This window comes from Pseudomonas sp. WC2401, assembly GCF_041200115.1.
In the GTDB taxonomy this organism is placed as follows: domain Bacteria; phylum Pseudomonadota; class Gammaproteobacteria; order Pseudomonadales; family Pseudomonadaceae; genus Aquipseudomonas; species Aquipseudomonas fragi.
Window position 1 is genome coordinate 553,004 of sequence record NZ_CP165623.1, and the last position, 26,455, is coordinate 579,458.

At 55.2% G+C, this 26,455-nt stretch carries 13 protein-coding genes, 2 tRNA genes, 7 rRNA genes and 1 pseudogene; 1 reads left to right on the forward strand and 22 read right to left on the reverse strand.

Going from position 1 to position 26,455, the window contains the following annotated elements; all coding sequences use genetic code 11:
* Positions 1-49: 49 nt before the first annotated feature.
* From AB3G35_RS02390 to AB3G35_RS02430, 9 genes are all read right to left on the reverse strand, one after another.
* A complete protein-coding gene (locus tag AB3G35_RS02390; RefSeq protein ID WP_086799438.1) occupies positions 50-1,531 on the reverse strand; it encodes a YdgA family protein in 1,482 nt (493 codons plus the stop codon).
* Between the two features lie 128 nt (positions 1,532-1,659).
* Positions 1,660-2,304 carry a hypothetical protein gene (locus tag AB3G35_RS02395; protein ID WP_029611664.1) on the reverse strand — a complete coding sequence of 215 codons (645 nt, stop codon included), beginning with the start codon at positions 2,302-2,304 and terminating at the stop codon, positions 1,660-1,662.
* A gap of 106 nt (positions 2,305-2,410) precedes the next feature.
* Entirely contained in the window at positions 2,411-3,856 is a 1,446-nt protein-coding gene (locus AB3G35_RS02400) for an efflux transporter outer membrane subunit (RefSeq protein ID WP_083369691.1), read from the reverse strand.
* Entirely contained in the window at positions 3,853-4,755 is a 903-nt protein-coding gene (locus tag AB3G35_RS02405) for an HlyD family secretion protein (RefSeq protein ID WP_016782974.1), read from the reverse strand. The genes AB3G35_RS02400 and AB3G35_RS02405 overlap by 4 nt, the downstream gene beginning before the upstream one ends.
* Complete coding sequence (locus AB3G35_RS02410; protein WP_016782973.1) at positions 4,752-4,961, reverse strand: DUF1656 domain-containing protein; 210 nt, start codon at positions 4,959-4,961, stop codon at positions 4,752-4,754. Before AB3G35_RS02410 ends, AB3G35_RS02405 begins: the two co-directional genes overlap by 4 nt.
* Positions 4,958-7,048 (reverse strand): FUSC family protein, encoded by a 2,091-nt coding sequence (locus tag AB3G35_RS02415; RefSeq protein WP_016782971.1) that lies wholly within the window; start codon positions 7,046-7,048, stop codon positions 4,958-4,960. The genes AB3G35_RS02410 and AB3G35_RS02415 overlap by 4 nt, the downstream gene beginning before the upstream one ends.
* The gene (locus tag AB3G35_RS02420) at positions 7,045-7,476 is read right to left on the reverse strand and encodes a MarR family winged helix-turn-helix transcriptional regulator (protein WP_016782970.1); all 432 of its coding nucleotides are present in this window, start codon (positions 7,474-7,476) and stop codon (positions 7,045-7,047) included. Before AB3G35_RS02420 ends, AB3G35_RS02415 begins: the two co-directional genes overlap by 4 nt.
* A gap of 100 nt (positions 7,477-7,576) precedes the next feature.
* The gene (locus AB3G35_RS02425; protein WP_016782968.1) at positions 7,577-7,834 is read right to left on the reverse strand and encodes a DUF2789 domain-containing protein; all 258 of its coding nucleotides are present in this window, start codon (positions 7,832-7,834) and stop codon (positions 7,577-7,579) included.
* Positions 7,815-9,431 carry a glycosyltransferase family 39 protein gene (locus AB3G35_RS02430; RefSeq protein WP_369782278.1) on the reverse strand — a complete coding sequence of 539 codons (1,617 nt, stop codon included), beginning with the start codon at positions 9,429-9,431 and terminating at the stop codon, positions 7,815-7,817. The genes AB3G35_RS02425 and AB3G35_RS02430 overlap by 20 nt, the downstream gene beginning before the upstream one ends.
* Before the next feature lie 247 nt (positions 9,432-9,678).
* Here AB3G35_RS02430 and AB3G35_RS02435 point away from each other — a divergent pair, with 247 nt between their 5' ends.
* On the forward strand, positions 9,679-10,377 hold the full coding sequence (locus tag AB3G35_RS02435) for a GntR family transcriptional regulator (protein ID WP_086799442.1): 699 nt from the start codon (positions 9,679-9,681) through the stop codon (positions 10,375-10,377).
* 48 nt (positions 10,378-10,425) lie between these two features.
* Here AB3G35_RS02435 and AB3G35_RS02440 read toward each other — a convergent pair whose 3' ends face one another.
* From AB3G35_RS02440 to AB3G35_RS02500, 13 genes and pseudogenes are all read right to left on the reverse strand, one after another.
* On the reverse strand, positions 10,426-11,211 hold the full coding sequence (locus AB3G35_RS02440; RefSeq protein WP_369782720.1) for a methyl-accepting chemotaxis protein: 786 nt from the start codon (positions 11,209-11,211) through the stop codon (positions 10,426-10,428).
* A 69-nt stretch (positions 11,212-11,280) separates the two neighbouring features.
* Positions 11,281-12,306: pseudogene (locus AB3G35_RS02445) on the reverse strand (cache domain-containing protein); the annotation flags it as partial.
* 273 nt (positions 12,307-12,579) lie between these two features.
* A 5S ribosomal RNA gene (rrf, locus tag AB3G35_RS02450) occupies positions 12,580-12,695 on the reverse strand.
* 105 nt (positions 12,696-12,800) lie between these two features.
* Positions 12,801-12,916: ribosomal RNA gene (gene rrf, locus AB3G35_RS02455) — 5S ribosomal RNA — on the reverse strand.
* A 148-nt stretch (positions 12,917-13,064) separates the two neighbouring features.
* A 23S ribosomal RNA gene (locus AB3G35_RS02460) occupies positions 13,065-15,958 on the reverse strand.
* 233 nt (positions 15,959-16,191) lie between these two features.
* Positions 16,192-16,267: transfer RNA gene (locus AB3G35_RS02465), tRNA-Ala, on the reverse strand.
* Positions 16,268-16,296: 29 nt separating this feature from the next.
* A tRNA-Ile gene (locus AB3G35_RS02470) sits at positions 16,297-16,373 on the reverse strand.
* 81 nt (positions 16,374-16,454) lie between these two features.
* Positions 16,455-17,991: ribosomal RNA gene (locus AB3G35_RS02475) — 16S ribosomal RNA — on the reverse strand.
* A 470-nt stretch (positions 17,992-18,461) separates the two neighbouring features.
* Positions 18,462-18,577 (reverse strand): 5S ribosomal RNA (gene rrf / locus AB3G35_RS02480).
* A gap of 148 nt (positions 18,578-18,725) precedes the next feature.
* Positions 18,726-21,619 (reverse strand): 23S ribosomal RNA (locus tag AB3G35_RS02485).
* 312 nt (positions 21,620-21,931) lie between these two features.
* A 16S ribosomal RNA gene (locus AB3G35_RS02490) occupies positions 21,932-23,468 on the reverse strand.
* Together the 16S, 23S and 5S rRNA genes with 2 tRNA genes alongside form the textbook arrangement of a ribosomal RNA operon.
* Positions 23,469-24,018: 550 nt before the next feature.
* Positions 24,019-25,239 carry a CaiB/BaiF CoA-transferase family protein gene (locus AB3G35_RS02495; RefSeq protein WP_016782960.1) on the reverse strand — a complete coding sequence of 407 codons (1,221 nt, stop codon included), beginning with the start codon at positions 25,237-25,239 and terminating at the stop codon, positions 24,019-24,021.
* Positions 25,240-25,253: 14 nt separating this feature from the next.
* Complete coding sequence (locus AB3G35_RS02500) at positions 25,254-26,435, reverse strand: acyl-CoA dehydrogenase (RefSeq protein WP_086799446.1); 1,182 nt, start codon at positions 26,433-26,435, stop codon at positions 25,254-25,256.
* Positions 26,436-26,455 lie beyond the last annotated feature (20 nt).

Consider the following 26,455-nt stretch of genomic DNA (forward strand, 5'->3'; position numbering starts at 1 on the left):
AAAAACCGTAGCGCCTGCATCGCGAGCAAGCCCGCTCCCACATGGGCCATTACTGGCTGGCCACACCACCAAAGCGGGTGCTCATTGCCGTGATGAAGTCTTCAAGGCTCATTTTCTGGCCATTGAGATCCACCTGGCCATCCGCGTAATTGAGCGAGGCCAGGATGTTGCTGCCCTCCACTTTGGCCAGCCCGGTCTGCACCGCCATCACACCCGCCATTTCGCTGTTCATGCTGGCCATCTTGGCAATGGCTTGCGGGTCGGTCTGGCCCACCAGTTGTGCCTGCACTGCCGACAAATCAGCAATCATCGGCTTGGACAGCAGCAGCTTGGCCTCAAGCGCGGTCAGCATCTGCTTGGTGACCTCAACCGGCGGCTGCTCAAATGAAGTCGGTTTGGCCAAGCCCATCGCAACGCTGAGCTGGCTTTCGCCATTGGCGGTCTTGATGGTGAATTTCTCCAGCGCCAGCTGCGGTTTGGAGGCCAGTATCTTTTCCACCTGAAGCTGCATCTGCACTTGCTCCGCCGGGGTCAGCGGGGTTTGCGGCAAAGTGCCGTCGGCCTGGGGCTGGAACTTGTTCTGATAAATCTGCAGCAGCGCCTGCATGGCCGGGATATCCAGGCTGTTGGCGGTCAGGACCATTTGCGCACTGCCCACCGGTTTACCGTCCAGGGTGACATCACCCACGTTGTAGGACAGCCGCCCGGACATCAGGTTGCCATTAGCAGAAGCAGAATCCGCGTACTCGAAGCTCTTGAGCTTGATCACCGATTGCTTCACGCCATAGGTCAACTGGCCTTCACTCAGCGCCATCACGTTCTGCCCGAGATAGAAGCCAAAGTCGGTTTTCTTCAGGTCACTGGCCAGGGTCAGGCCATTGAGCTCGACCGTTACCGGCGGGTTCTCAATCGTGATTGCATTGAGCTTGAGGTGGTCCATGTAGCCTTTGGCCTTGAGGTTCTGGCCGTCGGCATCGGTCTGGGCCTGCATGGTCATGCCCGAGAAACTCAAGGTCGAGTGCTCGTCCAGCTGGGTCTGCAGGGCCGTCAGTTCCATATGGCCGTCAATCGAGCGGTCGTAACCCAGGGTGACCTGGCCTTTGAGCGGGGTCTGATCCTTGGTGGCGGCAAACCATTTTTCGCTAAATGGGGTTTTTTCCAGCGAATAATTGCTGACCGCCATCACCGGCATCCACTTGAACGTCTTGATACGCGACCACGGCAACGGGCCATGCTCGATATTATCGACAAACAGCAATTCCACCGGCTGTGCATCCGCGCCGGCCTTGTCGTCCTGGAGCTTGAGACGATAGTGCGCGGTGCTGCTGTAGAGGTTGCGCTCAATGGAAACCAGCTCAATAGTGCCGTGTGTGGTCGTGCCTTGCAGTTGCTTGGCCAGCTCCTGGTTGGTCTGTGCAATCGACGTCTGCAGCACGCCCTCGATTTTGCTGCCGGTGTACCACGCGCCAGCGGTGTTCAGCGCCCCGGCGACAACAACGATCCCTACCAGCACAGCTAATGGTTTATTCATCAATTGACCCGTTCAATGTCCGTTGTGTTGAAAGTAAAGCGGTCTTTGCAAAGCCCTTCATGGGCCGAAAAGTACAAGCAGGTTAACACCGGCAACAGAACTGACGCTGCTCTTGCGTCACACCGCCTTCATGCCGGTTGGGCGTAACGCCGGTCAATTTCGTCGAGTTGATGGTCGAAACTCTTGAGGCTGGCACTCCAGGTGTACACCAGCACTTCCAGATCATGGTCTATGCAGGTTTCTCCTACAGAATTAAAAGAAACGTCTGAGTAATCTAGCTGGTAACGCTCACGCGCCATCGCTGCCGCCACATCAGCAAGTTCACGCGCAGTTTCGAGCCATTGGCGGTCATCGGAGGGCAGCGCCTTGTCGAGTTTCAGGCACTGGATTTTCAGGGCTTCGAGGCTTTTTTCCAGCGGGGTACCGGTGAGTTCGCCCATGAACTCCTGAAAGGTGCGGCCCGGCTGCCAGTAACTGCCCCAGAAATAGCGGTCAAATACCGTCTCTACCCGGCGCAGGGCGACCTTGGTATCCCAGATCAGCACACGGGTCTGGCCCTGGTTGATCTGGCGCTTCTTGATTTGCCGGGTTTGCACTGAGGCGCAGGCCACCACTGCTATGGCCATCACGGCGATCAGTGCGCTGGCGCTGTCGAGGAAGATCAACGCCTTGTCGATCTGGTGCGCCAGCATGATGCCGTAGAAATAGGTAGCCGAGAGCAGCACCAATGCGGCCACTGCACACCAGAAACCGGGAGCGTAAGGGTTTTTCATTATTAGTATCCCCATCAGGCAGGGTCTGCACGATGAGGAGGGCTACAGACCGCAAACGCCCTGAACCATCGTTCTGATACCGATAATTCAGAGCATAGCAACGCTCTCAGGGTTTGGCGTTTGCCGCAGCTTGCGTTCGTCCACTTTCCCAGCCACCACCCAGGGCCAGGAACAGGTCGATCTGGCTCATGGCGACCTGAGTATTGGCTGCCGACAATTGCGCGCGCATGTCGGTGTAGGTGCGGGTCGCCTGCAAGTCGGCCAGAAACGACTCGCGCCCGGCCTGGAAGAACTGATGGGTCTGGTCGGCCGCCGTTTTGGCCGACGCCTCGGCTTCAGCCAGTGCTTCGCGGCGCTGCAACAAGGCGGTGTATTGCACCAGGCTGGTCTGGGTTTCGCGGATGGCGTTGAGCACCACACCGTCGAATTTGGCCAATGCCCCCTGGGTAACAGCCTCGGCTTCACGGATGCGCGCCCGCGAGCCGTTGGTCGGAATTGTCCAGCTCAACATCGGGCCAAAGCCCCAGCGGTTGGTAGGGGCCGTACCCAGATTGTCGATAATCCCCACCGTGCCAATGCTGGCACCGATGCTGATGTCCGGGTACAGCGAGCCTGTGGCTACGCCGATTTCAGCGGTGGCAGCGGCCAGATGGCGCTCGGCCTGACGCACGTCGGGCCGGCGCTTGAGCAGCGCTGCGCCGTCACCCACCGGCAACAGCTGGGCGATATGCGGCAGCTCGGCGCAGGTGGCAACACCGGCGGGGAGTTGATCCAGCGGCCTGGCCAGCAACATAGACAAACGGAACAGGCCGGACTGGCGCATGGCCTCGTAGCGCGGCAATTCTGCGCGCAACGACTTGAACTGGGTTTCAGAACGGGTGACCTGGGTTTCATCACCGCGCCCGGCGTCACGCAGGCGCTGGGTCAGGCTGGTGCTTTGCGCTTGCAGCTTGAGGGACTCTTCAGCGATATGGTGCTCTTCATTGGCGGCGCAGACCTGGGTGTAGGCCCGCACCACATCCGCCACCAGGGTGATGCGTGCAGTATCCGCCGCGGCCTGGGTCGCATCGGCGTTGGCCTGCGCGGCTTCGATCCCGCGCTGCAAGGTGCCCCACAAGTCGAACTGGTACGAGGTACTGATACCCAGATCACCGACATTGGCTACCGGTACCTTATCGGCCAGCAGAAAGGCTTCGCCGGACTCTTGCAAGCGCTGGGCGCCCGCCTTGACCGAGCCACTCCAGCCCCCGGCCGATTGCGCCTGCTCCACCTGGGCCCGGGCCCGCGACAGGTTCGCCGCAGCGACCCGCAAATCAGTGTTGGAGGCCAGCGCCTGGCGTACCAGCTCGTTGAGCTTGGGGTCCTGATAGAGCTTCCACCAGTCATCGGGGACCGGCGCGGACACCACATTGGCGCCCTCGCCCGCCAATTGGCCCTGCAAGTCGGGGCGCTGCATGGCCGCGTCCTTGGGCAACTGGTAATCGGGGCCCAGCAACTGGCAGCCCGACAACAGCAGACCCAGCCCTACGGCTGCCAGGCGAACGGCTTTCATTGCGCGCGCTCCGGGGCAGGCTGGGCTTTGGCCGAGTCTTCGATAATGGACACGGTCGCGGTGCGCCCGGCGATCATGCGAAAGTCTTCAGGCACGTCGTCAAACACGATACGCACCGGAATCCGTTGCGCCAGCCGCACCCAGCTGAACGCCGGGTTGACGTTGGGCAGCAGGTTCTGGCCGCTGGTGCGGTCACGGTCTTCGATACCCGCCACGATGCTTTCGACATGCCCGCGCAAACGTGCATTGTCGCCAATCACGCGGATATCGACACTCTGGCCGACATGGATGCCATCCAGCTTGGTTTCTTCAAAATAGCCATCGATATGGAACGAGCTGCTGTCGACAATCGACAGCACCGGCCGCCCTGCGGTGACGAACTCATTGACCCGTGGAGCCCGGTCGTTGACGTAGCCATCGACCGGGCTGCGCACCACGGTGCGGTCCAGATTGAGCTGGGCGCTGTCCACGGCCACTTGGGCCTCAATCAGTGCGGCCTGGGCACGCAGCTCACGGGACTGGCTTTCTTCGAGCTGTTCACGGGCCACCAGGTTACCCAGGCCCTTGTTACGGCGGCTTTCACGCTGAGCCTGGGCCAGGGTTTCCTTGCGGTCGGCCACAGTGGCCTCGGCCTGACGCAGTGCCAGTTTGAAGCGTTCCTGGTCAATCACAAACAGCACCTGATCACGGCTGACGGGCTGGTTGTCACGCACATCCACCTGCTTGATCAGGCCCGACACGTCGGGGGCGATTTGCACAATGTCGGCGCGGATATGGGCATCACGGGTCCAGGGAGCAAACATGTAATACATGGTCATGCGCCAGACCACGACGCAGGCAAACGTCACCACCAGCAAGGTGAGAACGACACGGCCCAGGGTCAGTAAAGGTTTTTTCATGTCATCAGATATCGACTGAACGAATCCACAACGCCGAGTAACAGAGCGTAGAGACCGACGTTGAACAAAGCCCGGTGCCAGACCAGACGGTAAAAGTGCACACGGGTCAGTAACCCGTGAACCACCAGAAACAACAAGTAGGTAATGCCCATCAATACCAGAAGCGTGGGCAGGAAGACCCCGCTGATATCTACGTCACCAATCATAGCGGCGCTCCATCAATGCCCTGGACCCGGGGATGTGGCAGGTCGTCGTTATCGACAATAAATTCAACGCCGGGCAGCAGGGCCAGGCGCAGGCCGCTGAGGGCGTGCAGCAGGTGCACCCGGGCCTCGCCTTCGTCTTGCAGGTCATTGGCGTTGAGGGCGCGACGGGTGCGGTCCATCGTCATCTGCAGGCCCATTGGCATTGGCAGGCGCTCACCCGCCTTGAGACAGGCACAAAAGTAGTCGCCCACATCACTGACCACCTGGCGCAGTAACAGTTGCGGCCCGCCCGTGACCCGGGGCGCATAAGCCAGCAGGTCGAGCAGGTTGAGCGCCACTCGCAAGTCACGCAGGGCGCTGCCTGTGTCCTGCCCGGTCAAGGCCAGGCGCGGCAAGTGCTGCATCAGGCGGTCGAGCATTTGCGCGCCCATCTGCCGGTGCTCGGCCAGGGTGGCGGGCTGGGTCAGGCTGACAATGTCACGCCAGCTGAAACGGGTCAGGCGCTTGGCCGCCAGCTCGGCACCGAAGGGGCGTGCGATCAGGGTCCAGACGAAGGCAAACAGCAGGCCGACAGGCCCTGCCAGGTTGGCGTTCATAAACACCATGAAGTCCGCGTCGTAAGCGCCCTGGATGCTGATAAACGAGGCGGTGTTGACGATGGTCAGCAAGGTGCCCAGATAAAAACGCGGCTGTACGGTCAGGGTGCCCACGCAGATAAACGGCACCGCAAACGCCAGCACCAGCATCGGGAAGTCGTGCAGGTTGGGCAGGATCACAAACAGATACAGACTGGCGAACAGCACCGACAGCGAAGTCCAGAAAAAGAACCGGTAGATCTGCGGCGCCGGGTCATCCATTGCGGCAAAGAAGCTACAAGCCACGGCGGCCAGAATCACCGCACTGGCGCCATCGGTCCAGCCAAGCAGGATCCACAGCACCGAGGCGACAACAATTGCGGTGACGGTTGAGAACGCCGAATAAAGCATCAGCCCGCGATCGAGAAACGGCGTCAACCGGCCCAGGCGCCAATGCCGGTAGACCGCACGCCAGACCTCACGGTTACCGGTGGAGATGGCTTCCTGCAGGCTGCGGCAGTCTTGCCACAGATCGATCCATTCACCCAGCCGGTACAGCACGTTGGAAAGCACCAGTTGGCGGCGATCATCCAGGGCGGCGGCGCTGGGCTGCAATGCTTCGAGCTCATGGCGCAGGGCTTGCCACTGCTGGACCGGCGCGCCATCGCGGGTGTTTTCAAGCCAGGCCCTGGCGTGATCAAGCAACGGCGTGACCTTGTCCAGCAGCTCCGGGGCGCGGCGCTCCAGGGCATAGAGCGCGTCATCCAGAGCATCGACCACCGGCAGCAGGTGGATCATGCGCCCGCGCAGTTCCTTGGTATTGCGCACGGTCTGCGGGTGCGCGCCTTCATGGGGCAACTGGCCAATCATCATTTCAAGGCTGTTGAACGTGGTGACCATCGACGAACGCAGGCCGCTGACTGTGCTCGGCTCAATATCGCGGGCCAGGTAGTGCTTGCTGTAATTGCTTGCATCGGCAAACCACTTGGCGGCTGCGTCAATAAACACCGGGGTCAGGCGCCGGGGCCAGAACATGCTGCCGACCACGGCGGCGCAGACGATGCCGAGCATGATTTCTTCGGTACGCGACACGGCGATATCAAAGACATTCAGCGGGTTATCCACAATCGGCAAGGCGATCATGGGCATGGTGTAGCCGGCCAGCATGAACACATAACTGTTGGCGGTGCGCAGGTGCAGCGACAGAAACAGCAAAATGCCGGTCCACAGGGCGATCACCAGCACCAGTAAAAAGGGTGTCTGTACAAACAGCGGCACAAAAAACACCGCCGCTGCAGCCCCTATCAGCGTGCCCAGGGCACGGTACACGGCCTTGGAGCTGGTAGGCCCGACAAAGGGGCTGGAGACGATATAGACCGTGGCCATTGCCCAGTAAGGACGGGGCATTTCCATTAGCAGGGCGATATACAACGCGATCATCGATGCGGCGAAGGTACGCACCCCGTAGAACCAGTCACGCGCAGGCGGCATGCTGCTGAAAAAACCGTTCAAGAGGCAGCTCCGTCAGGCAATTGTCCGGCCGCTTCAAAGGCTTTGATCACACGCAATGCCGCTTCCTGGTCAGCCACCGGGATATCGGCCAGAGCGGCCCTTCTCAGTTGTACCAGCTGGGCCTCAATCGATTGCACCAGAGCACGCCCGGTGTCAGTCAGGCTCAGGGTTTTGGCGCGTCGGTCGCTGGCATCTTCACAGCGGCGTACATAACCGGCCTTGCACAGTTGATCGAGCAAGCGCACCAGCGACGGGCTTTCCATCCCGGCAGCATGGGCCACGGTGACTTGCCGCACCCCTTCACCCAGGCGGCCAATAATCAGCAGCGGCATGGCGCAGGCTTCGGAAATACCGTAGTTGACCAGCGTGGCCTGGCAGACACGACGCCAATGGCGAGTCGCAACCACCATGCCGGTGCTGATGCTCATTTGCAGTGGATCGAGAGTGTCAGGCAAGGGGCGTCACATAAAGTTAGTTTGCTAACTATTAATATTGCTCGGCCAGAGGATCACAGTCAAGTGTTGCTATTTATTTCTGCTTACCTGCGATCGGTTTTTGCCGCAGCATCAGGTTCAACTGGTCGACGACTTCAGCCCAGTCAGCGTCTTCAAGATGCTCTTCGCGCAAAAAAGCCGCTTGGGCGGGCGTCCAGAAAAAAGCATCTTCAAGCTTGAGGTCCGGCTTGAGTGGCGAGTGGGTAGTGACAAATTTTTCGATATCTTCCGGGCTGGACGGCAGGCCCAGCTGTTTGAACAAGGATGGCAGGCTATGGGTGGGCTTTTGCATCGAGTTGACTCCATTCAGGTTCAGCGCCGCATTCGGCACCGGGGCAGGTCAAATATAGACGAGCCTGCGTGTCATCGACGCTCAGGTCCCGTGCTTTGTGCCAGGCCACGGGGATTGAACTGAAATCATCCGGCTGCACTTTGCTGCTAATCAGCCAGACGCGGCCCGAGCCGGGCGGCAGGTCGCTCAAGCGGTCGACATAGATTGTTTGACCGTGGCCATTCACTAACGTGCCAAACCCATAATCATTCGGGCGCCCGGATGTGCCATCCTCCAGAGGCGGCGTGTAGAGCATGGGCTCGAATCCGGTCTTGTTGTAGTAAACGAAGCTGAAGTACCAGAACAGGTCACTGACCACGATCCGGTCACCGGGCTTGAACTGCTGGTTCACATGCTCGACCAGACGATCGAAATGATCGGCATCGCTACTGAAATTACTGCGCAGCCCCACGGCCTCGGTGCCGATAAACAAGGCCAGGATTGCGATGGCCAGCGCCCGCTTGTGCGTAAGCAGACGGTCCACCGCAATGGCAACCAGCAGCGGCAAACCCAGCGCGGCAAACATCACATAGCGTTCGATAAACAGCGGCGAAGCAAAAGACACCGCGTAAATCGCCAGAATCGGCAGCAGGGTGTAGATCACGATCAGGCTGGTGAACTTGTGCGGGGTCGCATCGCGCAGCGCCATCCATACCATGCTGCCCAGCAGTGCCAGCGGTGGCAGCCAAAACAACGGCCAAGGCAGGCTATCACCCTCATCCTGAGTCAATAACTGCCACAGCATGGCCGGCAAGGAGCGGGCATCCACCGTGGGCTCCCAGCCCACATCACCGCCACTCTTGAGTTCAGCCATGTGCTGCAGCAAATCCACCAGCCCCGGCAGCCAGGGCAGGAACAACAGCACAATAGCGACGTTGGCCAGCCACCAGGCAGGACGCTTGATCAGCCACCGGGTAGCGCGGCCACAGAGCAACAGGTAGAGCCAATGGGCGATCACACAGAATGCGGTGAAGTAATGGGTGTAGAAGGCTGCGGCCATCAGCAGGGTATAAATAAGCGGATAACGGTATGAATGCGGTGCCTTGATCCAGTACACCAAGGCAATCGTGGCGGCGATCAGCCACACCCCCAGCAACGCATACATCCTCACTTCCTGGCTGTAGCGCACGGCGGTGGGCAACAACGCCAGCAGCAAGCCCGCCAGCAACGCCGCCCTTTGCGTGGCGACCAACCGCACAAGCCACATACCCAACATGACCGTCACAATACCGGGCAACACACTCAGGGAGCGAATCGAGGCAAGGCTGTCACCGAACATCGCCATCCAGCCGTGCAACAGCATGAAGTACAACGGTGGGTGAACATCATGGGACGCATGCGACCAGATTTCGGCCAGCGGGTAGGCGCTCAGCATCAGGCTCGAACCTTCGTCGCACCAGATCGCAGAGGCCGTAAAGCCGTAAAACCGTACCCCCGCAGCCAACAGCAAAATACACCACAGCCACGGCTGGCGGACCAGGCGAGCCACTGCGTTATGGGACGATTCAGGCAGTTGCAGCCGCAGTTCACCCATATCGTTATTGCTGAGTACGCCCATCCTTCACCTGCTGTGCATTGGCGCTGCGACGTGGGCAGCACTGAGTCCGGCGATTGTAGGGCACAGCTCCTAGTAAAAGGGAGCGCGGTGGTGAGCCTTGATCAAGAAAGATAGTGGCACGGTGCAATCTCTTATCTCACAGTCACGCTAAACTATAGGCAACAAGGTTTGACAGGGATTGGGTCAGTACCTAACTTGAATTGGATCCAAACAAGCGTGCTGATCTTTCGGCGTAGGTAGTTACAACGTGGCCGTCAAAAATAACCCTCTAAACAGCATAGTTGTATCTGACCCCATACCTGCCCATTTGGCACGGTCAGTGATCGAAGAGACGTTGCGTAACGCCATCCTTGATGGCCGCTTGCCTTGCGGTACAGCCATTCGCCAGGAAGCATTGGCACAGCTGTTTGGCGTCAGCCGCATGCCTGTTCGTGAGGCACTACGCCAGCTGGAAGCTCAAGGTTTATTGCAGGTTGTGCAGTACAAGGGAGCCGTTGTTGCCCCTTTGATTGAAGACGACTCGCTGGAAACCTACGAACTGCGCCAGTTACTCGAAGCCCAGGCACTGCGCCTGTCAGTACCGCTGTTGAGCAACGAAGATTTCGAAGAGGCCGAGGGCTATATCGAAGCGCTGGAAGTAGAAACAGACTTCGGCAAGATCGGCACACTCAATCGGCAATTTCACCAGGCACTTTACGGCAAGGCCCCGAATAAAAAGCTGCTGGCACTCATTGAAGCCGGGCTTATTGAAGAAGAGCGCTTCCTGCGCTTTAACCTTGAGCAGATGAACCTGGGCAAGCTGTGCCAGGACGATCACCGGGCATTACTGCGCCATGCCCGGGCCAACGATGTCGAAGCCTGTATTGCAGAGCTGCAATTGCATCTACAGCGCGGGGTAAAGGCTATTACCTATTATCTGGATACCCTGAAAGCAAAACAGGCCTGACGTTTTAAACGCCAGGCCTGTGGATAACTCGTTACAGCCGTTCGAGCCTCAAATCTTGAAGCTGTCGACCAATTGCTTGAGGCGACTGGCCTGCTGCGACAGCGCATCGCAATCTTTAAGGGTTTCGTTGAGGTTGACCACACCTTGCTGGTTGAGCAGGTTGATCTGGTTGATATCCACATTGAGGGTTTCAACCACGGCGGTTTGTTCCTCGGTGGCAGCTGCAACCGACTGGTTCATACCGTCGATTTCTTCGATACGCTGGGTCACGCTGATCAAACGGGCACCCGCCTGATTCGCCACCTCGACACTTTCCTCGCTGGACACCTGGCTCGCATTCATGGTGCTGACCGCTTCGCGAGAGCCTACTTGCAGCGAGGTAATCATTTTGTGGATCTCCTCAGCCGACTCCTGAGTGCGATGGGCGAGGTTGCGCACCTCATCCGCCACCACGGCAAAGCCGCGACCCGCTTCACCCGCACGCGCGGCCTCAATGGCTGCGTTGAGGGCCAGCAGGTTGGTCTGCTGAGAGATGCCTTTGATCACATCCAGGATGTGGCCAATATTATCGGTGCTGGCATTCAGGGTTTCGATCTGCTCACACGACAGGCTGATCTTCTGCGAAAGCTCGGTCATGGCCTCAATCGTCTGCTCAACCACCTTGCGCCCATCATCAGCCTGCTCACTGGCACCACTGGCATGCTGCGAAGCGTCGGCGGCATTGCGGGCGATTTCCTGAGTAGCCGCACCCAGTTCGTTAATAGCAGCCGCCACGCTGTTGGTGCGCGCACTCTGCTCATCCGAACCAATAATGGAAGCGTTGGACGATGCCATCACCCGCTGGGACAAGTCGTGAACCTGGCGAGTAGCCGATGACACTTCGCTGATGGATGCATGAATACGTTCCACAAACTGGTTGAATGAACTGGCCAGCTCGCCAAATTCATCCTTGTGCTCGATCACCAGCCGGCGCGTCAGATCGCCTTCACCCTGAGCAATATCCTGCATTGCACGGCCCATCGTTGTCAGTGGGCGCATCAATACACGAATCAGCATGCTCAGCAGCAGGGCGATCGCGGCCACCGCAATAAACATCGCAATCAACGCAGAGGTACGGAATTTCGACAGAGGGGCATAAGCCTTTTCCTTGTCGATCGACTGACCGATATACCAGTCTGCAGAAGGCAAGCCCGTGACCGGAGTAAAAGACATGATTCGCTCCTGGCCATTGAGCGTCACTTGCTGAATACCCTTCTCAATATGCACAGCGCTGGACGGATAAATATCCTTGAGGTTTTTCATCACCTGATCCTTGTCCGGGCTGACGATGACCTGACCATCGCTGCTCACCAGAAAGGCGTAACCCAGACCACCGGAATCCACCGAGTTAATGATCTTGACCAGGCTGTCCAGGCTTAGGTCGCCACCCACCACACCCAACAACTCCCCGTTTTTTTTGACGGGCATGGCGATAGTCACAATCAGGCCACCCACCGCTGCCTTATAGGGCGGTGTCAGCATGGTCTGGCCGGCGTTCACCGCTTGCTTGTACCAAGGCCGCTCGCGGGGGTCGTAGCCTGCTGGCATGGTCGCGTCAGGGCGCTGGGTAAACACGCCATTGGCCTGCCCAACGTAGGTGAACTGGAAATTGGAGGTGAACGCCGGTTGATCCACCAGGCCTGGCAGATCGGCCTGGTTACCCTGGTGTGCAACGCTTTGAGCGAGGCTCTCCAGTACCAGAATGCGGCCACTGAGCCAGTTCTGCACGCTGCTGGCTGTGAGATTGCCAGCCTGCTGCACAGAGGACTCGATGTTTTGCTTGATCGTGTCGCGCTGCAGGTAGTCGTTGTACAAGGTGAATAACGCAAACGCCAGAACCACGACGCCTGAAGCGGCCAGAAGGATTTTATGGCTGAACTTGAGATTCATAGCATGGGACTTCTTATGCCAAAAGGTGGGATGCGTATGTGATGTACAGCCTTTTCACGGCTCTGCTCACACGCATTGCTCAACAGTCTGTCGGCACCAGTCGCGCAATACTTAGCCGCGTTTAGTTGAAATGTGTTTAATCCGACGAAAGCGTAGGGATGGCTTTTGGCATCGTGCTGGGGAGGGGCAGGAGAATGGTGGGGCGCAGCGGATTTACGACCCGCAAAAACAAAACCCCTGTCTGCGTTAGCAGACAGGGGTTTCGGAATTCAATCTTGACGATGACCTACTCTCACATGGGGAAACCCCACACTACCATCGGCGATGCATCGTTTCACTACTGAGTTCGGGATGGGATCAGGTGGTTCCAATGCTCTATGGTCGTCAAGAAATTCTGTGGCAGAACCGTTATCAAAACGTGCCTGCGAAAACTTGGGACTTCTATAAAAACAAAATCCCCGTCTGCGCGAGCAGACAGGGATTTTGGAATTTAATCTTGACGATGACCTACTCTCACATGGGGAAACCCCACACTACCATCGGCGATGCATCGTTTCACTACTGAGTTCGGGATGGGATCAGGTGGTTCCAATGCTCTATGGTCGTCAAGAAATTCGGTAGCCAGGTCGTTTGCCTTGCGGCGCACGCTCCAGCGAATGGGTATGTAATAGATTTGGTGTTTTGTGAACCGCAAACTTTCGGTTTGTATCGTCTTCACACACCGCAATTCGCTTCTAAGCAAATTGCTTGGGTGTTATATGGTCAAGCCTCACGGGCAATTAGTATTGGTTAGCTCAACGCCTCACAGCGCTTACACACCCAACCTATCAACGTCGTAGTCTTCGACGGCCCTTTAGGGAACTCAAGGTTCCAGTGAGATCTCATCTTGAGGCAAGTTTCCCGCTTAGATGCTTTCAGCGGTTATCTTTCCCGAACATAGCTACCCGGCAATGCCACTGGCGTGACAACCGGAACACCAGAGGTTCGTCCACTCCGGTCCTCTCGTACTAGGAGCAGCCCCTCTCAAATCTCAAACGTCCACGGCAGATAGGGACCGAACTGTCTCACGACGTTCTAAACCCAGCTCGCGTACCACTTTAAATGGCGAACAGCCATACCCTTGGGACCGGCTTCAGCCCCAGGATGTGATGAGCCGACATCGAGGTGCCAAACACCGCCGTCGATATGAACTCTTGGGCGGTATCAGCCTGTTATCCCCGGAGTACCTTTTATCCGTTGAGCGATGGCCCTTCCATACAGAACCACCGGATCACTAAGACCTACTTTCGTACCTGCTCGACGTGTCTGTCTCGCAGTCAAGCGCGCTTTTGCCTTTATACTCTACGACCGATTTCCGACCGGTCTGAGCGCACCTTCGTACTCCTCCGTTACTCTTTAGGAGGAGACCGCCCCAGTCAAACTACCCACCATACACTGTCCTCGATCCGGATAACGGACCTGAGTTAGAACCTCAAAGTTGCCAGGGTGGTATTTCAAGGTTGGCTCCACGCAAACTGGCGTTCACGCTTCAAAGCCTCCCACCTATCCTACACAAGCAAATTCAAAGTCCAGTGCAAAGCTATAGTAAAGGTTCACGGGGTCTTTCCGTCTAGCCGCGGATACACTGCATCTTCACAGCGATTTCAATTTCACTGAGTCTCGGGTGGAGACAGCGCCGCCATCGTTACGCCATTCGTGCAGGTCGGAACTTACCCGACAAGGAATTTCGCTACCTTAGGACCGTTATAGTTACGGCCGCCGTTTACCGGGGCTTCGATCAAGAGCTTCGCGTTAGCTAACCCCATCAATTAACCTTCCGGCACCGGGCAGGCGTCACACCCTATACGTCCACTTTCGTGTTTGCAGAGTGCTGTGTTTTTAATAAACAGTCGCAGCGGCCTGGTATCTTCGACCGACAGGGGCTTACGCAGTAAATGCTTCACCTCCATCGGCGCACCTTCTCCCGAAGTTACGGTGCCATTTTGCCTAGTTCCTTCACCCGAGTTCTCTCAAGCGCCTTGGTATTCTCTACCCAACCACCTGTGTCGGTTTGGGGTACGGTTCCTGGTTACCTGAAGCTTAGAAGCTTTTCTTGGAAGCATGGCATCAACCACTTCGTGTTCTAAAAGAACACTCGTCATCAGCTCTCGGCCTTAGAATCCCGGATTTACCTAAGATTCCAGCCTACCACCTTAAACTTGGACAACCAACGCCAAGCTGGCCTAGCCTTCTCCGTCCCTCCATCGCAATAACCAGAAGTACAGGAATATTAACCTGTTTTCCATCGACTACGCTTTTCAGCCTCGCCTTAGGGACCGACTAACCCTGCGTCGATTAACGTTGCGCAGGAAACCTTGGTCTTTCGGCGTGGGTGTTTTTCACACCCATTATCGTTACTCATGTCAGCATTCGCACTTCTGATACCTCCAGCAAGCTTCTCAACTCACCTTCACAGGCTTACAGAACGCTCCTCTACCGCATCACCCTAAGGTGATACCCGTAGCTTCGGTGTATGGTTTGAGCCCCGTTAAATCTTCCGCGCAGGCCGACTCGACTAGTGAGCTATTACGCTTTCTTTAAAGGGTGGCTGCTTCTAAGCCAACCTCCTAGCTGTCTAAGCCTTCCCACATCGTTTCCCACTTAACCATAACTTTGGGACCTTAGCTGACGGTCTGGGTTGTTTCCCTTTTCACGACGGACGTTAGCACCCGCCGTGTGTCTCCCATGCTCGGCACTTGTAGGTATTCGGAGTTTGCATCGGTTTGGTAAGTCGGGATGACCCCCTAGCCGAAACAGTGCTCTACCCCCTACAGTGATACATGAGGCGCTACCTAAATAGCTTTCGAGGAGAACCAGCTATCTCCGAGCTTGATTAGCCTTTCACTCCGATCCACAGGTCATCCGCTAACTTTTCAACGGTAGTCGGTTCGGTCCTCCAGTTAGTGTTACCCAACCTTCAACCTGCCCATGGATAGATCGCCCGGTTTCGGGTCTATTCCCAGCGACTAGACGCCCTATTAAGACTCGCTTTCGCTACGCCTCCCCTATTCGGTTAAGCTTGCCACTGAAAATAAGTCGCTGACCCATTATACAAAAGGTACGCAGTCACCCAACAAAGTGGGCTCCCACTGCTTGTACGCATACGGTTTCAGGATCTATTTCACTCCCCTCTCCGGGGTTCTTTTCGCCTTTCCCTCACGGTACTAGTTCACTATCGGTCAGTCAGTAGTATTTAGCCTTGGAGGATGGTCCCCCCATATTCAGACAAAGTTTCTCGTGCTCCGTCCTACTCGATTTCACTGCAAAGATGTTTTCGCGTACAGGGCTATCACCCACTATGGCCGCACTTTCCAGAGCGTTCCGCTAACATCAATACAGCTTAAGGGCTGGTCCCCGTTCGCTCGCCACTACTAAGGGAATCTCGGTTGATTTCTTTTCCTCAGGGTACTTAGATGTTTCAGTTCCCCTGGTTCGCTTCTTAAGCCTATGTATTCAGCTTAAGATACCTAACTTATGTTAGGTGGGTTCCCCCATTCAGACATCTCCGGATCAAAGTCTGTTTGCCGACTCCCCGAAGCTTTTCGCAGGCTACCACGTCTTTCATCGCCTCTGACTGCCAAGGCATCCACCGTATGCGCTTCTTCACTTGACCATATAACCCCAAGCAATCTGGTTATACTATGAAGACGACATTCGCCGAAAATTTGCTTTCAATCACAAATTTTACCTTAGCCTGAATAAACACCAGTGAAAGTGCTATCCAGTCTAACTTTCTATTACATACCCAAATTTTTAAAGAACGATCTAATCAAAAGATCAGAAATCAACATTCACCATCATCTGATGGAATGCTCATTTCTAAGCTTTACGATAAAGAAGCAGTAATGGTGGAGCCAAACGGGATCGAACCGTTGACCTCCTGCGTGCAAGGCAGGCGCTCTCCCAGCTGAGCTATGGCCCCATATTTCTACAGGTGCTTCCAAACAAAATTGGTGGGTCTGGGCAGATTCGAACTGCCGACCTCACCCTTATCAGGGGTGCGCTCTAACCAACTGAGCTACAGACCCAATTTTGGTCTACTTCTATCGTCTTCTTCAATGAATCAAGCAATTCGTGTGGGAACTTATGGAGCAGCTGATGTCGTCGATTAAGGAGGTGATCCAGCCGCAGGTTCCCCTACGGCTACCTTGTTACGACTTCACCCCAGTCATGAATCACACCGTGGTAACCGTCCTCCCGAAGGTTAGACTAGCTACTTCTGGTGCAACCCACTCCCATGGTGTGACGGGCGGTGTGTACAAGGCCCGGGAACGTATTCACCGTGACATTCTGATTCACGATTACTAGCGATTCCGACTTCACGCAGTCGAGTTGCAGACTGCGATCCGGACTACGATCGGTTTTATGGGATTAGCTCCACCTCGCGGCTTGGCAACCCTTTGTACCGACCATTGTAGCACGTGTGTAGCCCAGGCCGTAAGGGCCATGATGACTTGACGTCATCCCCACCTTCCTCCGGTTTGTCACCGGCAGTCTCCTTAGAGTGCCCACCATTACGTGCTGGTAACTAAGGACAAGGGTTGCGCTCGTTACGGGACTTAACCCAACATCTCACGACACGAGCTGACGACAGCCATGCAGCACCTGTCTCAATGTTCCCGAAGGCACCAATCTATCTCTAGAAAGTTCATTGGATGTCAAGGCCTGGTAAGGTTCTTCGCGTTGCTTCGAATTAAACCACATGCTCCACCGCTTGTGCGGGCCCCCGTCAATTCATTTGAGTTTTAACCTTGCGGCCGTACTCCCCAGGCGGTCAACTTAATGCGTTAGCTGCGCCACTAAGAGTTCAAGACTCCCAACGGCTAGTTGACATCGTTTACGGCGTGGACTACCAGGGTATCTAATCCTGTTTGCTCCCCACGCTTTCGCACCTCAGTGTCAGTATCAGTCCAGGTAGTCGCCTTCGCCACTGGTGTTCCTTCCTATATCTACGCATTTCACCGCTACACAGGAAATTCCACTACCCTCTACCATACTCTAGCTTGCCAGTTTTGGATGCAGTTCCCAGGTTGAGCCCGGGGATTTCACATTCAACTTAACAAACCACCTACGCGCGCTTTACGCCCAGTAATTCCGATTAACGCTTGCACCCTCTGTATTACCGCGGCTGCTGGCACAGAGTTAGCCGGTGCTTATTCTGTCGGTAACGTCAAGACACTAACGTATTAGGTTAACGCCCTTCCTCCCAACTTAAAGTGCTTTACAATCCGAAGACCTTCTTCACACACGCGGCATGGCTGGATCAGGCTTTCGCCCATTGTCCAATATTCCCCACTGCTGCCTCCCGTAGGAGTCTGGACCGTGTCTCAGTTCCAGTGTGACTGATCATCCTCTCAGACCAGTTACGGATCGTAGCCTTGGTGAGCCATTACCTCACCAACTAGCTAATCCGACCTAGGCTCATCTGATAGCGCAAGGCCCGAAGGTCCCCTGCTTTCTCCCGTAGGACGTATGCGGTATTAGCGTCCGTTTCCGAACGTTATCCCCCACTATCAGGCAGATTCCTAGGTATTACTCACCCGTCCGCCGCTCTCAAGAGAAGCAAGCTTCTCTCTACCGCTCGACTTGCATGTGTTAGGCCTGCCGCCAGCGTTCAATCTGAGCCATGATCAAACTCTTCAGTTCAAACATCTTTGGGTTTTTAAGAAACCCTAAACTTGGCTCAGCAATCGTTGGTTACATCTTTGATTTCTCGCGGAGTAACTTGTGATGCTGATAATCTTGTTGACTATCAGTCTGACTCCACAAGCACCCACACGAATTGCTTGATTCAGTTGTTAAAGAGCGGTTGGTCAGCTTTCGCTGTACCGAGGCGCGCATTCTACAGCAGCCTCTGTTGCTGTCAAGCGGTTATTTTAAGATGTTTTCAAAGTTTCCTCTGCAACATCAACCACTTGCGCTTTCGATATCTCGTTAGCGGGAGGCGAATTCTACAGTGTTACACACTGCTGTCAACGCTTTATTTCCTGCTACGTTCAATCTATTGGTTAGCCAGGCAAATGGCCTGATTAACCGTACAAGCTTTTTACAAAGCTTGTACTTATATAAAAACAAAAACCCTGTCTGCGTGAGCAGACAGGGTTTTTGGAATTTAATCTTGACGATGACCTACTCTCACATGGGGAAACCCCACACTACCATCGGCGATGCATCGTTTCACTACTGAGTTCGGGATGGGATCAGGTGGTTCCAATGCTCTATGGTCGTCAAGAAATTCGGTAGCCAGGTCGTTTGCCTTGCGGCGCACGCTCCAGCGAATGGGTATGTAATAGATTTGGTGTTTTGTGAACCGCAAACTTTCGGTTTGTATCGTCTTCACACACCGCAATTCGCTTCTAAGCAAATTGCTTGGGTGTTATATGGTCAAGCCTCACGGGCAATTAGTATTGGTTAGCTCAACGCCTCACAGCGCTTACACACCCAACCTATCAACGTCGTAGTCTTCGACGGCCCTTTAGGGAACTCAAGGTTCCAGTGAGATCTCATCTTGAGGCAAGTTTCCCGCTTAGATGCTTTCAGCGGTTATCTTTCCCGAACATAGCTACCCGGCAATGCCACTGGCGTGACAACCGGAACACCAGAGGTTCGTCCACTCCGGTCCTCTCGTACTAGGAGCAGCCCCTCTCAAATCTCAAACGTCCACGGCAGATAGGGACCGAACTGTCTCACGACGTTCTAAACCCAGCTCGCGTACCACTTTAAATGGCGAACAGCCATACCCTTGGGACCGGCTTCAGCCCCAGGATGTGATGAGCCGACATCGAGGTGCCAAACACCGCCGTCGATATGAACTCTTGGGCGGTATCAGCCTGTTATCCCCGGAGTACCTTTTATCCGTTGAGCGATGGCCCTTCCATACAGAACCACCGGATCACTAAGACCTACTTTCGTACCTGCTCGACGTGTCTGTCTCGCAGTCAAGCGCGCTTTTGCCTTTATACTCTACGACCGATTTCCGACCGGTCTGAGCGCACCTTCGTACTCCTCCGTTACTCTTTAGGAGGAGACCGCCCCAGTCAAACTACCCACCATACACTGTCCTCGATCCGGATAACGGACCTGAGTTAGAACCTCAAAGTTGCCAGGGTGGTATTTCAAGGTTGGCTCCACGCAAACTGGCGTTCACGCTTCAAAGCCTCCCACCTATCCTACACAAGCAAATTCAAAGTCCAGTGCAAAGCTATAGTAAAGGTTCACGGGGTCTTTCCGTCTAGCCGCGGATACACTGCATCTTCACAGCGATTTCAATTTCACTGAGTCTCGGGTGGAGACAGCGCCGCCATCGTTACGCCATTCGTGCAGGTCGGAACTTACCCGACAAGGAATTTCGCTACCTTAGGACCGTTATAGTTACGGCCGCCGTTTACCGGGGCTTCGATCAAGAGCTTCGCGTTAGCTAACCCCATCAATTAACCTTCCGGCACCGGGCAGGCGTCACACCCTATACGTCCACTTTCGTGTTTGCAGAGTGCTGTGTTTTTAATAAACAGTCGCAGCGGCCTGGTATCTTCGACCGACAGGGGCTTACGCAGTAAATGCTTCACCTCCATCGGCGCACCTTCTCCCGAAGTTACGGTGCCATTTTGCCTAGTTCCTTCACCCGAGTTCTCTCAAGCGCCTTGGTATTCTCTACCCAACCACCTGTGTCGGTTTGGGGTACGGTTCCTGGTTACCTGAAGCTTAGAAGCTTTTCTTGGAAGCATGGCATCAACCACTTCGTGTTCTAAAAGAACACTCGTCATCAGCTCTCGGCCTTAGAATCCCGGATTTACCTAAGATTCCAGCCTACCACCTTAAACTTGGACAACCAACGCCAAGCTGGCCTAGCCTTCTCCGTCCCTCCATCGCAATAACCAGAAGTACAGGAATATTAACCTGTTTTCCATCGACTACGCTTTTCAGCCTCGCCTTAGGGACCGACTAACCCTGCGTCGATTAACGTTGCGCAGGAAACCTTGGTCTTTCGGCGTGGGTGTTTTTCACACCCATTATCGTTACTCATGTCAGCATTCGCACTTCTGATACCTCCAGCAAGCTTCTCAACTCACCTTCACAGGCTTACAGAACGCTCCTCTACCGCATCATCCTAAGATGATACCCGTAGCTTCGGTGTATGGTTTGAGCCCCGTTAAATCTTCCGCGCAGGCCGACTCGACTAGTGAGCTATTACGCTTTCTTTAAAGGGTGGCTGCTTCTAAGCCAACCTCCTAGCTGTCTAAGCCTTCCCACATCGTTTCCCACTTAACCATAACTTTGGGACCTTAGCTGACGGTCTGGGTTGTTTCCCTTTTCACGACGGACGTTAGCACCCGCCGTGTGTCTCCCATGCTCGGCACTTGTAGGTATTCGGAGTTTGCATCGGTTTGGTAAGCCGGGATGGCCCCCTAGCCGAAACAGTGCTCTACCCCCTACAGTGATACATGAGGCGCTACCTAAATAGCTTTCGAGGAGAACCAGCTATCTCCGAGCTTGATTAGCCTTTCACTCCGATCCACAGGTCATCCGCTAACTTTTCAACGGTAGTCGGTTCGGTCCTCCAGTTAGTGTTACCCAACCTTCAACCTGCCCATGGATAGATCGCCCGGTTTCGGGTCTATTCCCAGCGACTAGACGCCCTATTAAGACTCGCTTTCGCTACGCCTCCCCTATTCGGTTAAGCTTGCCACTGAAAATAAGTCGCTGACCCATTATACAAAAGGTACGCAGTCACCCAACAAAGTGGGCTCCCACTGCTTGTACGCATACGGTTTCAGGATCTATTTCACTCCCCTCTCCGGGGTTCTTTTCGCCTTTCCCTCACGGTACTAGTTCACTATCGGTCAGTCAGTAGTATTTAGCCTTGGAGGATGGTCCCCCCATATTCAGACAAAGTTTCTCGTGCTCCGTCCTACTCGATTTCACTGCAAAGATGTTTTCGCGTACAGGGCTATCACCCACTATGGCCGCACTTTCCAGAGCGTTCCGCTAACATCAATACAGCTTAAGGGCTGGTCCCCGTTCGCTCGCCACTACTAAGGGAATCTCGGTTGATTTCTTTTCCTCAGGGTACTTAGATGTTTCAGTTCCCCTGGTTCGCTTCTTAAGCCTATGTATTCAGCTTAAGATACCTAACTTATGTTAGGTGGGTTCCCCCATTCAGACATCTCCGGATCAAAGTCTGTTTGCCGACTCCCCGAAGCTTTTCGCAGGCTACCACGTCTTTCATCGCCTCTGACTGCCAAGGCATCCACCGTATGCGCTTCTTCACTTGACCATATAACCCCAAGCAATCTGGTTATACTATGAAGACGACATTCGCCGAAAATTTGCTTTCAATCACAAATTTTACCTTAGCCTGAATAAACACCAGTGAAAGTGCTATCCAGTCTAACTTTCTATTACATACCCAAATTTTTAAAGAACGATCTAATCAAAAGATCAGAAATCAACATTCACCACCATCTGATGGAATGCTCATTTCTAAGCTTTACGACAGACAAACCGCAGATCAACTCTGCAGTTCTCGTCTTCTACAATGAATCAAGCAATTCGTGTGGGAACTTATGGAGCAGCTGATGTCGTCGATTAAGGAGGTGATCCAGCCGCAGGTTCCCCTACGGCTACCTTGTTACGACTTCACCCCAGTCATGAATCACACCGTGGTAACCGTCCTCCCGAAGGTTAGACTAGCTACTTCTGGTGCAACCCACTCCCATGGTGTGACGGGCGGTGTGTACAAGGCCCGGGAACGTATTCACCGTGACATTCTGATTCACGATTACTAGCGATTCCGACTTCACGCAGTCGAGTTGCAGACTGCGATCCGGACTACGATCGGTTTTATGGGATTAGCTCCACCTCGCGGCTTGGCAACCCTTTGTACCGACCATTGTAGCACGTGTGTAGCCCAGGCCGTAAGGGCCATGATGACTTGACGTCATCCCCACCTTCCTCCGGTTTGTCACCGGCAGTCTCCTTAGAGTGCCCACCATTACGTGCTGGTAACTAAGGACAAGGGTTGCGCTCGTTACGGGACTTAACCCAACATCTCACGACACGAGCTGACGACAGCCATGCAGCACCTGTCTCAATGTTCCCGAAGGCACCAATCTATCTCTAGAAAGTTCATTGGATGTCAAGGCCTGGTAAGGTTCTTCGCGTTGCTTCGAATTAAACCACATGCTCCACCGCTTGTGCGGGCCCCCGTCAATTCATTTGAGTTTTAACCTTGCGGCCGTACTCCCCAGGCGGTCAACTTAATGCGTTAGCTGCGCCACTAAGAGTTCAAGACTCCCAACGGCTAGTTGACATCGTTTACGGCGTGGACTACCAGGGTATCTAATCCTGTTTGCTCCCCACGCTTTCGCACCTCAGTGTCAGTATCAGTCCAGGTAGTCGCCTTCGCCACTGGTGTTCCTTCCTATATCTACGCATTTCACCGCTACACAGGAAATTCCACTACCCTCTACCATACTCTAGCTTGCCAGTTTTGGATGCAGTTCCCAGGTTGAGCCCGGGGATTTCACATTCAACTTAACAAACCACCTACGCGCGCTTTACGCCCAGTAATTCCGATTAACGCTTGCACCCTCTGTATTACCGCGGCTGCTGGCACAGAGTTAGCCGGTGCTTATTCTGTCGGTAACGTCAAGACACTAACGTATTAGGTTAATGCCCTTCCTCCCAACTTAAAGTGCTTTACAATCCGAAGACCTTCTTCACACACGCGGCATGGCTGGATCAGGCTTTCGCCCATTGTCCAATATTCCCCACTGCTGCCTCCCGTAGGAGTCTGGACCGTGTCTCAGTTCCAGTGTGACTGATCATCCTCTCAGACCAGTTACGGATCGTAGCCTTGGTGAGCCATTACCTCACCAACTAGCTAATCCGACCTAGGCTCATCTGATAGCGCAAGGCCCGAAGGTCCCCTGCTTTCTCCCGTAGGACGTATGCGGTATTAGCGTCCGTTTCCGAACGTTATCCCCCACTATCAGGCAGATTCCTAGGTATTACTCACCCGTCCGCCGCTCTCAAGAGAAGCAAGCTTCTCTCTACCGCTCGACTTGCATGTGTTAGGCCTGCCGCCAGCGTTCAATCTGAGCCATGATCAAACTCTTCAGTTCAAACATCTTTGGGTTTTTAAGAAACCCTAAACTTGGCTCAGCAATCGTTGGTTACATCTTTGATTTCTCGCGGAGTAACTTGTGATGCTGATAATCTTGTTGACTATCAGTCTGACTCCACAAGCACCCACACGAATTGCTTGATTCAATTGTTAAAGAGCGGTTGGTTTAGCTTTCGCTGAACCGAGGCGCGCATTCTACAGCAGCCTCTGTTGCTGTCAAGCGGTTATTTTAAGATGTTTTCAAAGTTTCCTCTGTAACATCAACCACTTGCGCTTTCGATCTCTCGTTAGCGGGAGGCGAATTCTACAGCGTTACACGCTGCTGTCAACACCTCATTTCCTGCTTCGATGACTTGAAGCTGGCACCGTCGAAAACTCATCCAACTCATTGAAACTCAAGGAGTTTTCCGTTTCGACTGCGCCGGAAGTGGGGCGAATTATAGACAGTTACAAACCTGAGTCAAGGACTAATTGAGCTGCTCTATCACTTAACCCGAAAACGCCTTTAACACAGCTATATAGAGGGGGCTGACGCCCCCTCTATATAGCTACAGCACACCCGACTGCCGCAAAGCCTCTACCGCATCCGCGTGCAACCCCAGCACCTGCTCCAACACCTGCCGGGTATGCTCACCCAGCAAAGGAGGGGCATTACGGTACTCCACCGGGGTTTCGGACAACCGGATAGGGCTCGCCACTTGCGGCACCAACCCCGCCAGGGCATGGGGCAACTGCATCGCCAAGCCTCGAGCCTGAACCTGCGGATCAGCAAACACCTGCGCCAAGTCATTGATCGGCCCACAGGGCACACCAACCGCCTCCAGCTGGGTCACCCACTCGGCTGTCGTCTTGAACACCGTTGCCTGCCGCAGAAGCGGCACCAACACTGACCGGTTTGCAACACGCAGCGTGTTGGTAGCAAAGCGCGGATCGTCCGCCCACTCGGGCCTTCCAGCCACTTCAGCAAACTTGCGGAACTGGCTGTCATTTCCCACAGTCAGGATGAAGTCACCATCTGCCGTCGGAAAATCCTGATAAGGCACGATATTCGGATGTGCATTACCCAAGCGTTGCGGAGCCACACCCGTGGTCAGGTAGTTCATCGCCTGATTTGCCAGACAAGCAACCTGCACGTCCAGCAACGCCATATCAATATGCTGACCACCGCCATCATGCTGACGATGAGCAAGTGCTGCCAGAATCGCGACCGTCGAGTAGAGCCCGGTCAGTATGTCGGTCAGCGCCACGCCCACCTTTACCGGCCCCGCACCCTCCTCACCTTCAGGCCGCCCGGTAAGGCTCATCAGCCCACCCAGCCCCTGGACCATAAAGTCATAGCCCGCCCGCTTGGCATAGGGACCGGTTTGACCGAACCCCGTGATCGAGCAATAGATCAGATCAGGGTTCAACGCCTTGAGCGACGCATAGTCCAGGCCATACGCCTCCAGACCACCCACCTTGAAGTTCTCGATCAGGATGTCGGACTTGGCGGCCAGCGCTCGAACCAGTTGCTGGCCTTGCGGCTTGGTGAAATCGATAGTGACCGATTGTTTGTTGCGGTTGGCCGACAAATAGTAAGCCGCCTCCCCCGTGCTCTCACCATAAGCATCCTTAAGGAAGGGCGGCCCCCAGGCCCGGGTATCATCACCATTGCCCGGGCGCTCAACCTTGATCACCTCGGCACCCAGGTCAGCCAGTATCTGCCCCGCCCACGGCCCCGCCAGCACACGAGACAAATCCAGCACCCGCAAATGCGATAAAGCACCCATGAGCCGAGCTCCTGTTAATAGAATGCCTGCAGGCCGGTTTGCGCACGCCCAAGGATCAAGGCATGCACGTCATGCGTGCCTTCATAGGTGTTCACCACTTCCAGGTTGACCAGATGACGCGCCACGCCGAATTCATCGGAGATCCCGTTGCCACCCAGCATGTCGCGCGCCATGCGTGCGATATCCAGTGACTTGCCACACGAGTTGCGCTTCATGATCGAGGTAATTTCAACGGCCGCAGTGCCTTCATCCTTCATCCGCCCCAGACGCAAGCAACCCTGCAGGGCCAATGTAATTTCGGTCTGCATATCTGCGAGTTTTTTCTGGATCAACTGAGTCGCCGCCAAAGGCCGACCAAACTGGTGACGATCCAGGGTGTACTGGCGCGCGGTATGCCAGCAGAACTCGGCCGCACCCAATGCCCCCCAGGAGATGCCATAGCGCGCAGAGTTAAGGCAGGTAAAAGGGCCTTTCAAGCCGCGCACATCCGGGAAGATGTTCTCTTGCGGCACAAATACGTTGTCCATGACGATTTCGCCGGTAATGGACGCACGCAAGCCGACCTTGCCGTGAATCGCAGGCGTAGTCAGACCCTTCCAGCCTTTTTCCAGAACAAAGCCACGAATGTCACCCTCATCGTCCTTCGCCCAGACCACAAACACATCGGCGATGGGGCTGTTGGTGATCCACATTTTGCTGCCCGTCAGGCTGTAGCCGCCATCCACCGTCCGCGCACGGGTAATCATCGCGCCAGGGTCGGAGCCGTGGTTAGGCTCGGTAAGACCGAAGCAGCCAATCCATTCGCCCGACGCCAGCTTGGGCAGGTACTTCTGTTTCTGCGCTTCGGTACCGAACTCATTGATCGGCACCATGACCAGGGAAGACTGCACACTCATCATCGAGCGGTAGCCCGAGTCCACCCGCTCCACTTCGCGGGCAATCAGCCCGTAGCTGACGTAATTGAGGCCACTGCCACCGTACTGCTCAGGGATCATCGCGCCCAGCAAACCGGTCTCACCCATCTCACGAAAAATCGCAGGGTCGGTCTTCTCATTGCGGAAAGCCTCAAGCACACGCGGCGCCAGCTTGTCCTGAGCAAATTGCTCGGCACTGTCGCGCACCATGCGCTCTTCTTCAGTGAGCTGTTGATCCAGCAACAGTGGATCAATCCAGTTGAAGCTTGCCTTACCCGCCATGAGAGAACCCTCGCGTAATA

Coding starts and splice junctions, on each gene's coding strand:
- AB3G35_RS02390 (WP_086799438.1), bottom strand. CDS start 1,531: ATGAATAAACCATTAGCTGTGCTGGTAGGGATCGTTGTTGTCGCCGGG.
- AB3G35_RS02395 (WP_029611664.1), bottom strand. CDS start 2,304: ATGAAAAACCCTTACGCTCCCGGTTTCTGGTGTGCAGTGGCCGCATTG.
- AB3G35_RS02400 (WP_083369691.1), bottom strand. CDS start 3,856: ATGAAAGCCGTTCGCCTGGCAGCCGTAGGGCTGGGTCTGCTGTTGTCG.
- AB3G35_RS02405 (WP_016782974.1), bottom strand. CDS start 4,755: ATGAAAAAACCTTTACTGACCCTGGGCCGTGTCGTTCTCACCTTGCTG.
- AB3G35_RS02410 (WP_016782973.1), bottom strand. CDS start 4,961: ATGATTGGTGACGTAGATATCAGCGGGGTCTTCCTGCCCACGCTTCTG.
- AB3G35_RS02420 (WP_016782970.1), bottom strand. CDS start 7,476: ATGAGCATCAGCACCGGCATGGTGGTTGCGACTCGCCATTGGCGTCGT.
- AB3G35_RS02425 (WP_016782968.1), bottom strand. CDS start 7,834: ATGCAAAAGCCCACCCATAGCCTGCCATCCTTGTTCAAACAGCTGGGC.
- AB3G35_RS02430 (WP_369782278.1), bottom strand. CDS start 9,431: ATGGGCGTACTCAGCAATAACGATATGGGTGAACTGCGGCTGCAACTG.
- AB3G35_RS02440 (WP_369782720.1), bottom strand. CDS start 11,211: ATGGCATCGTCCAACGCTTCCATTATTGGTTCGGATGAGCAGAGTGCG.
- AB3G35_RS02495 (WP_016782960.1), bottom strand. CDS start 25,239: ATGGGTGCTTTATCGCATTTGCGGGTGCTGGATTTGTCTCGTGTGCTG.
- AB3G35_RS02500 (WP_086799446.1), bottom strand. CDS start 26,435: ATGGCGGGTAAGGCAAGCTTCAACTGGATTGATCCACTGTTGCTGGAT.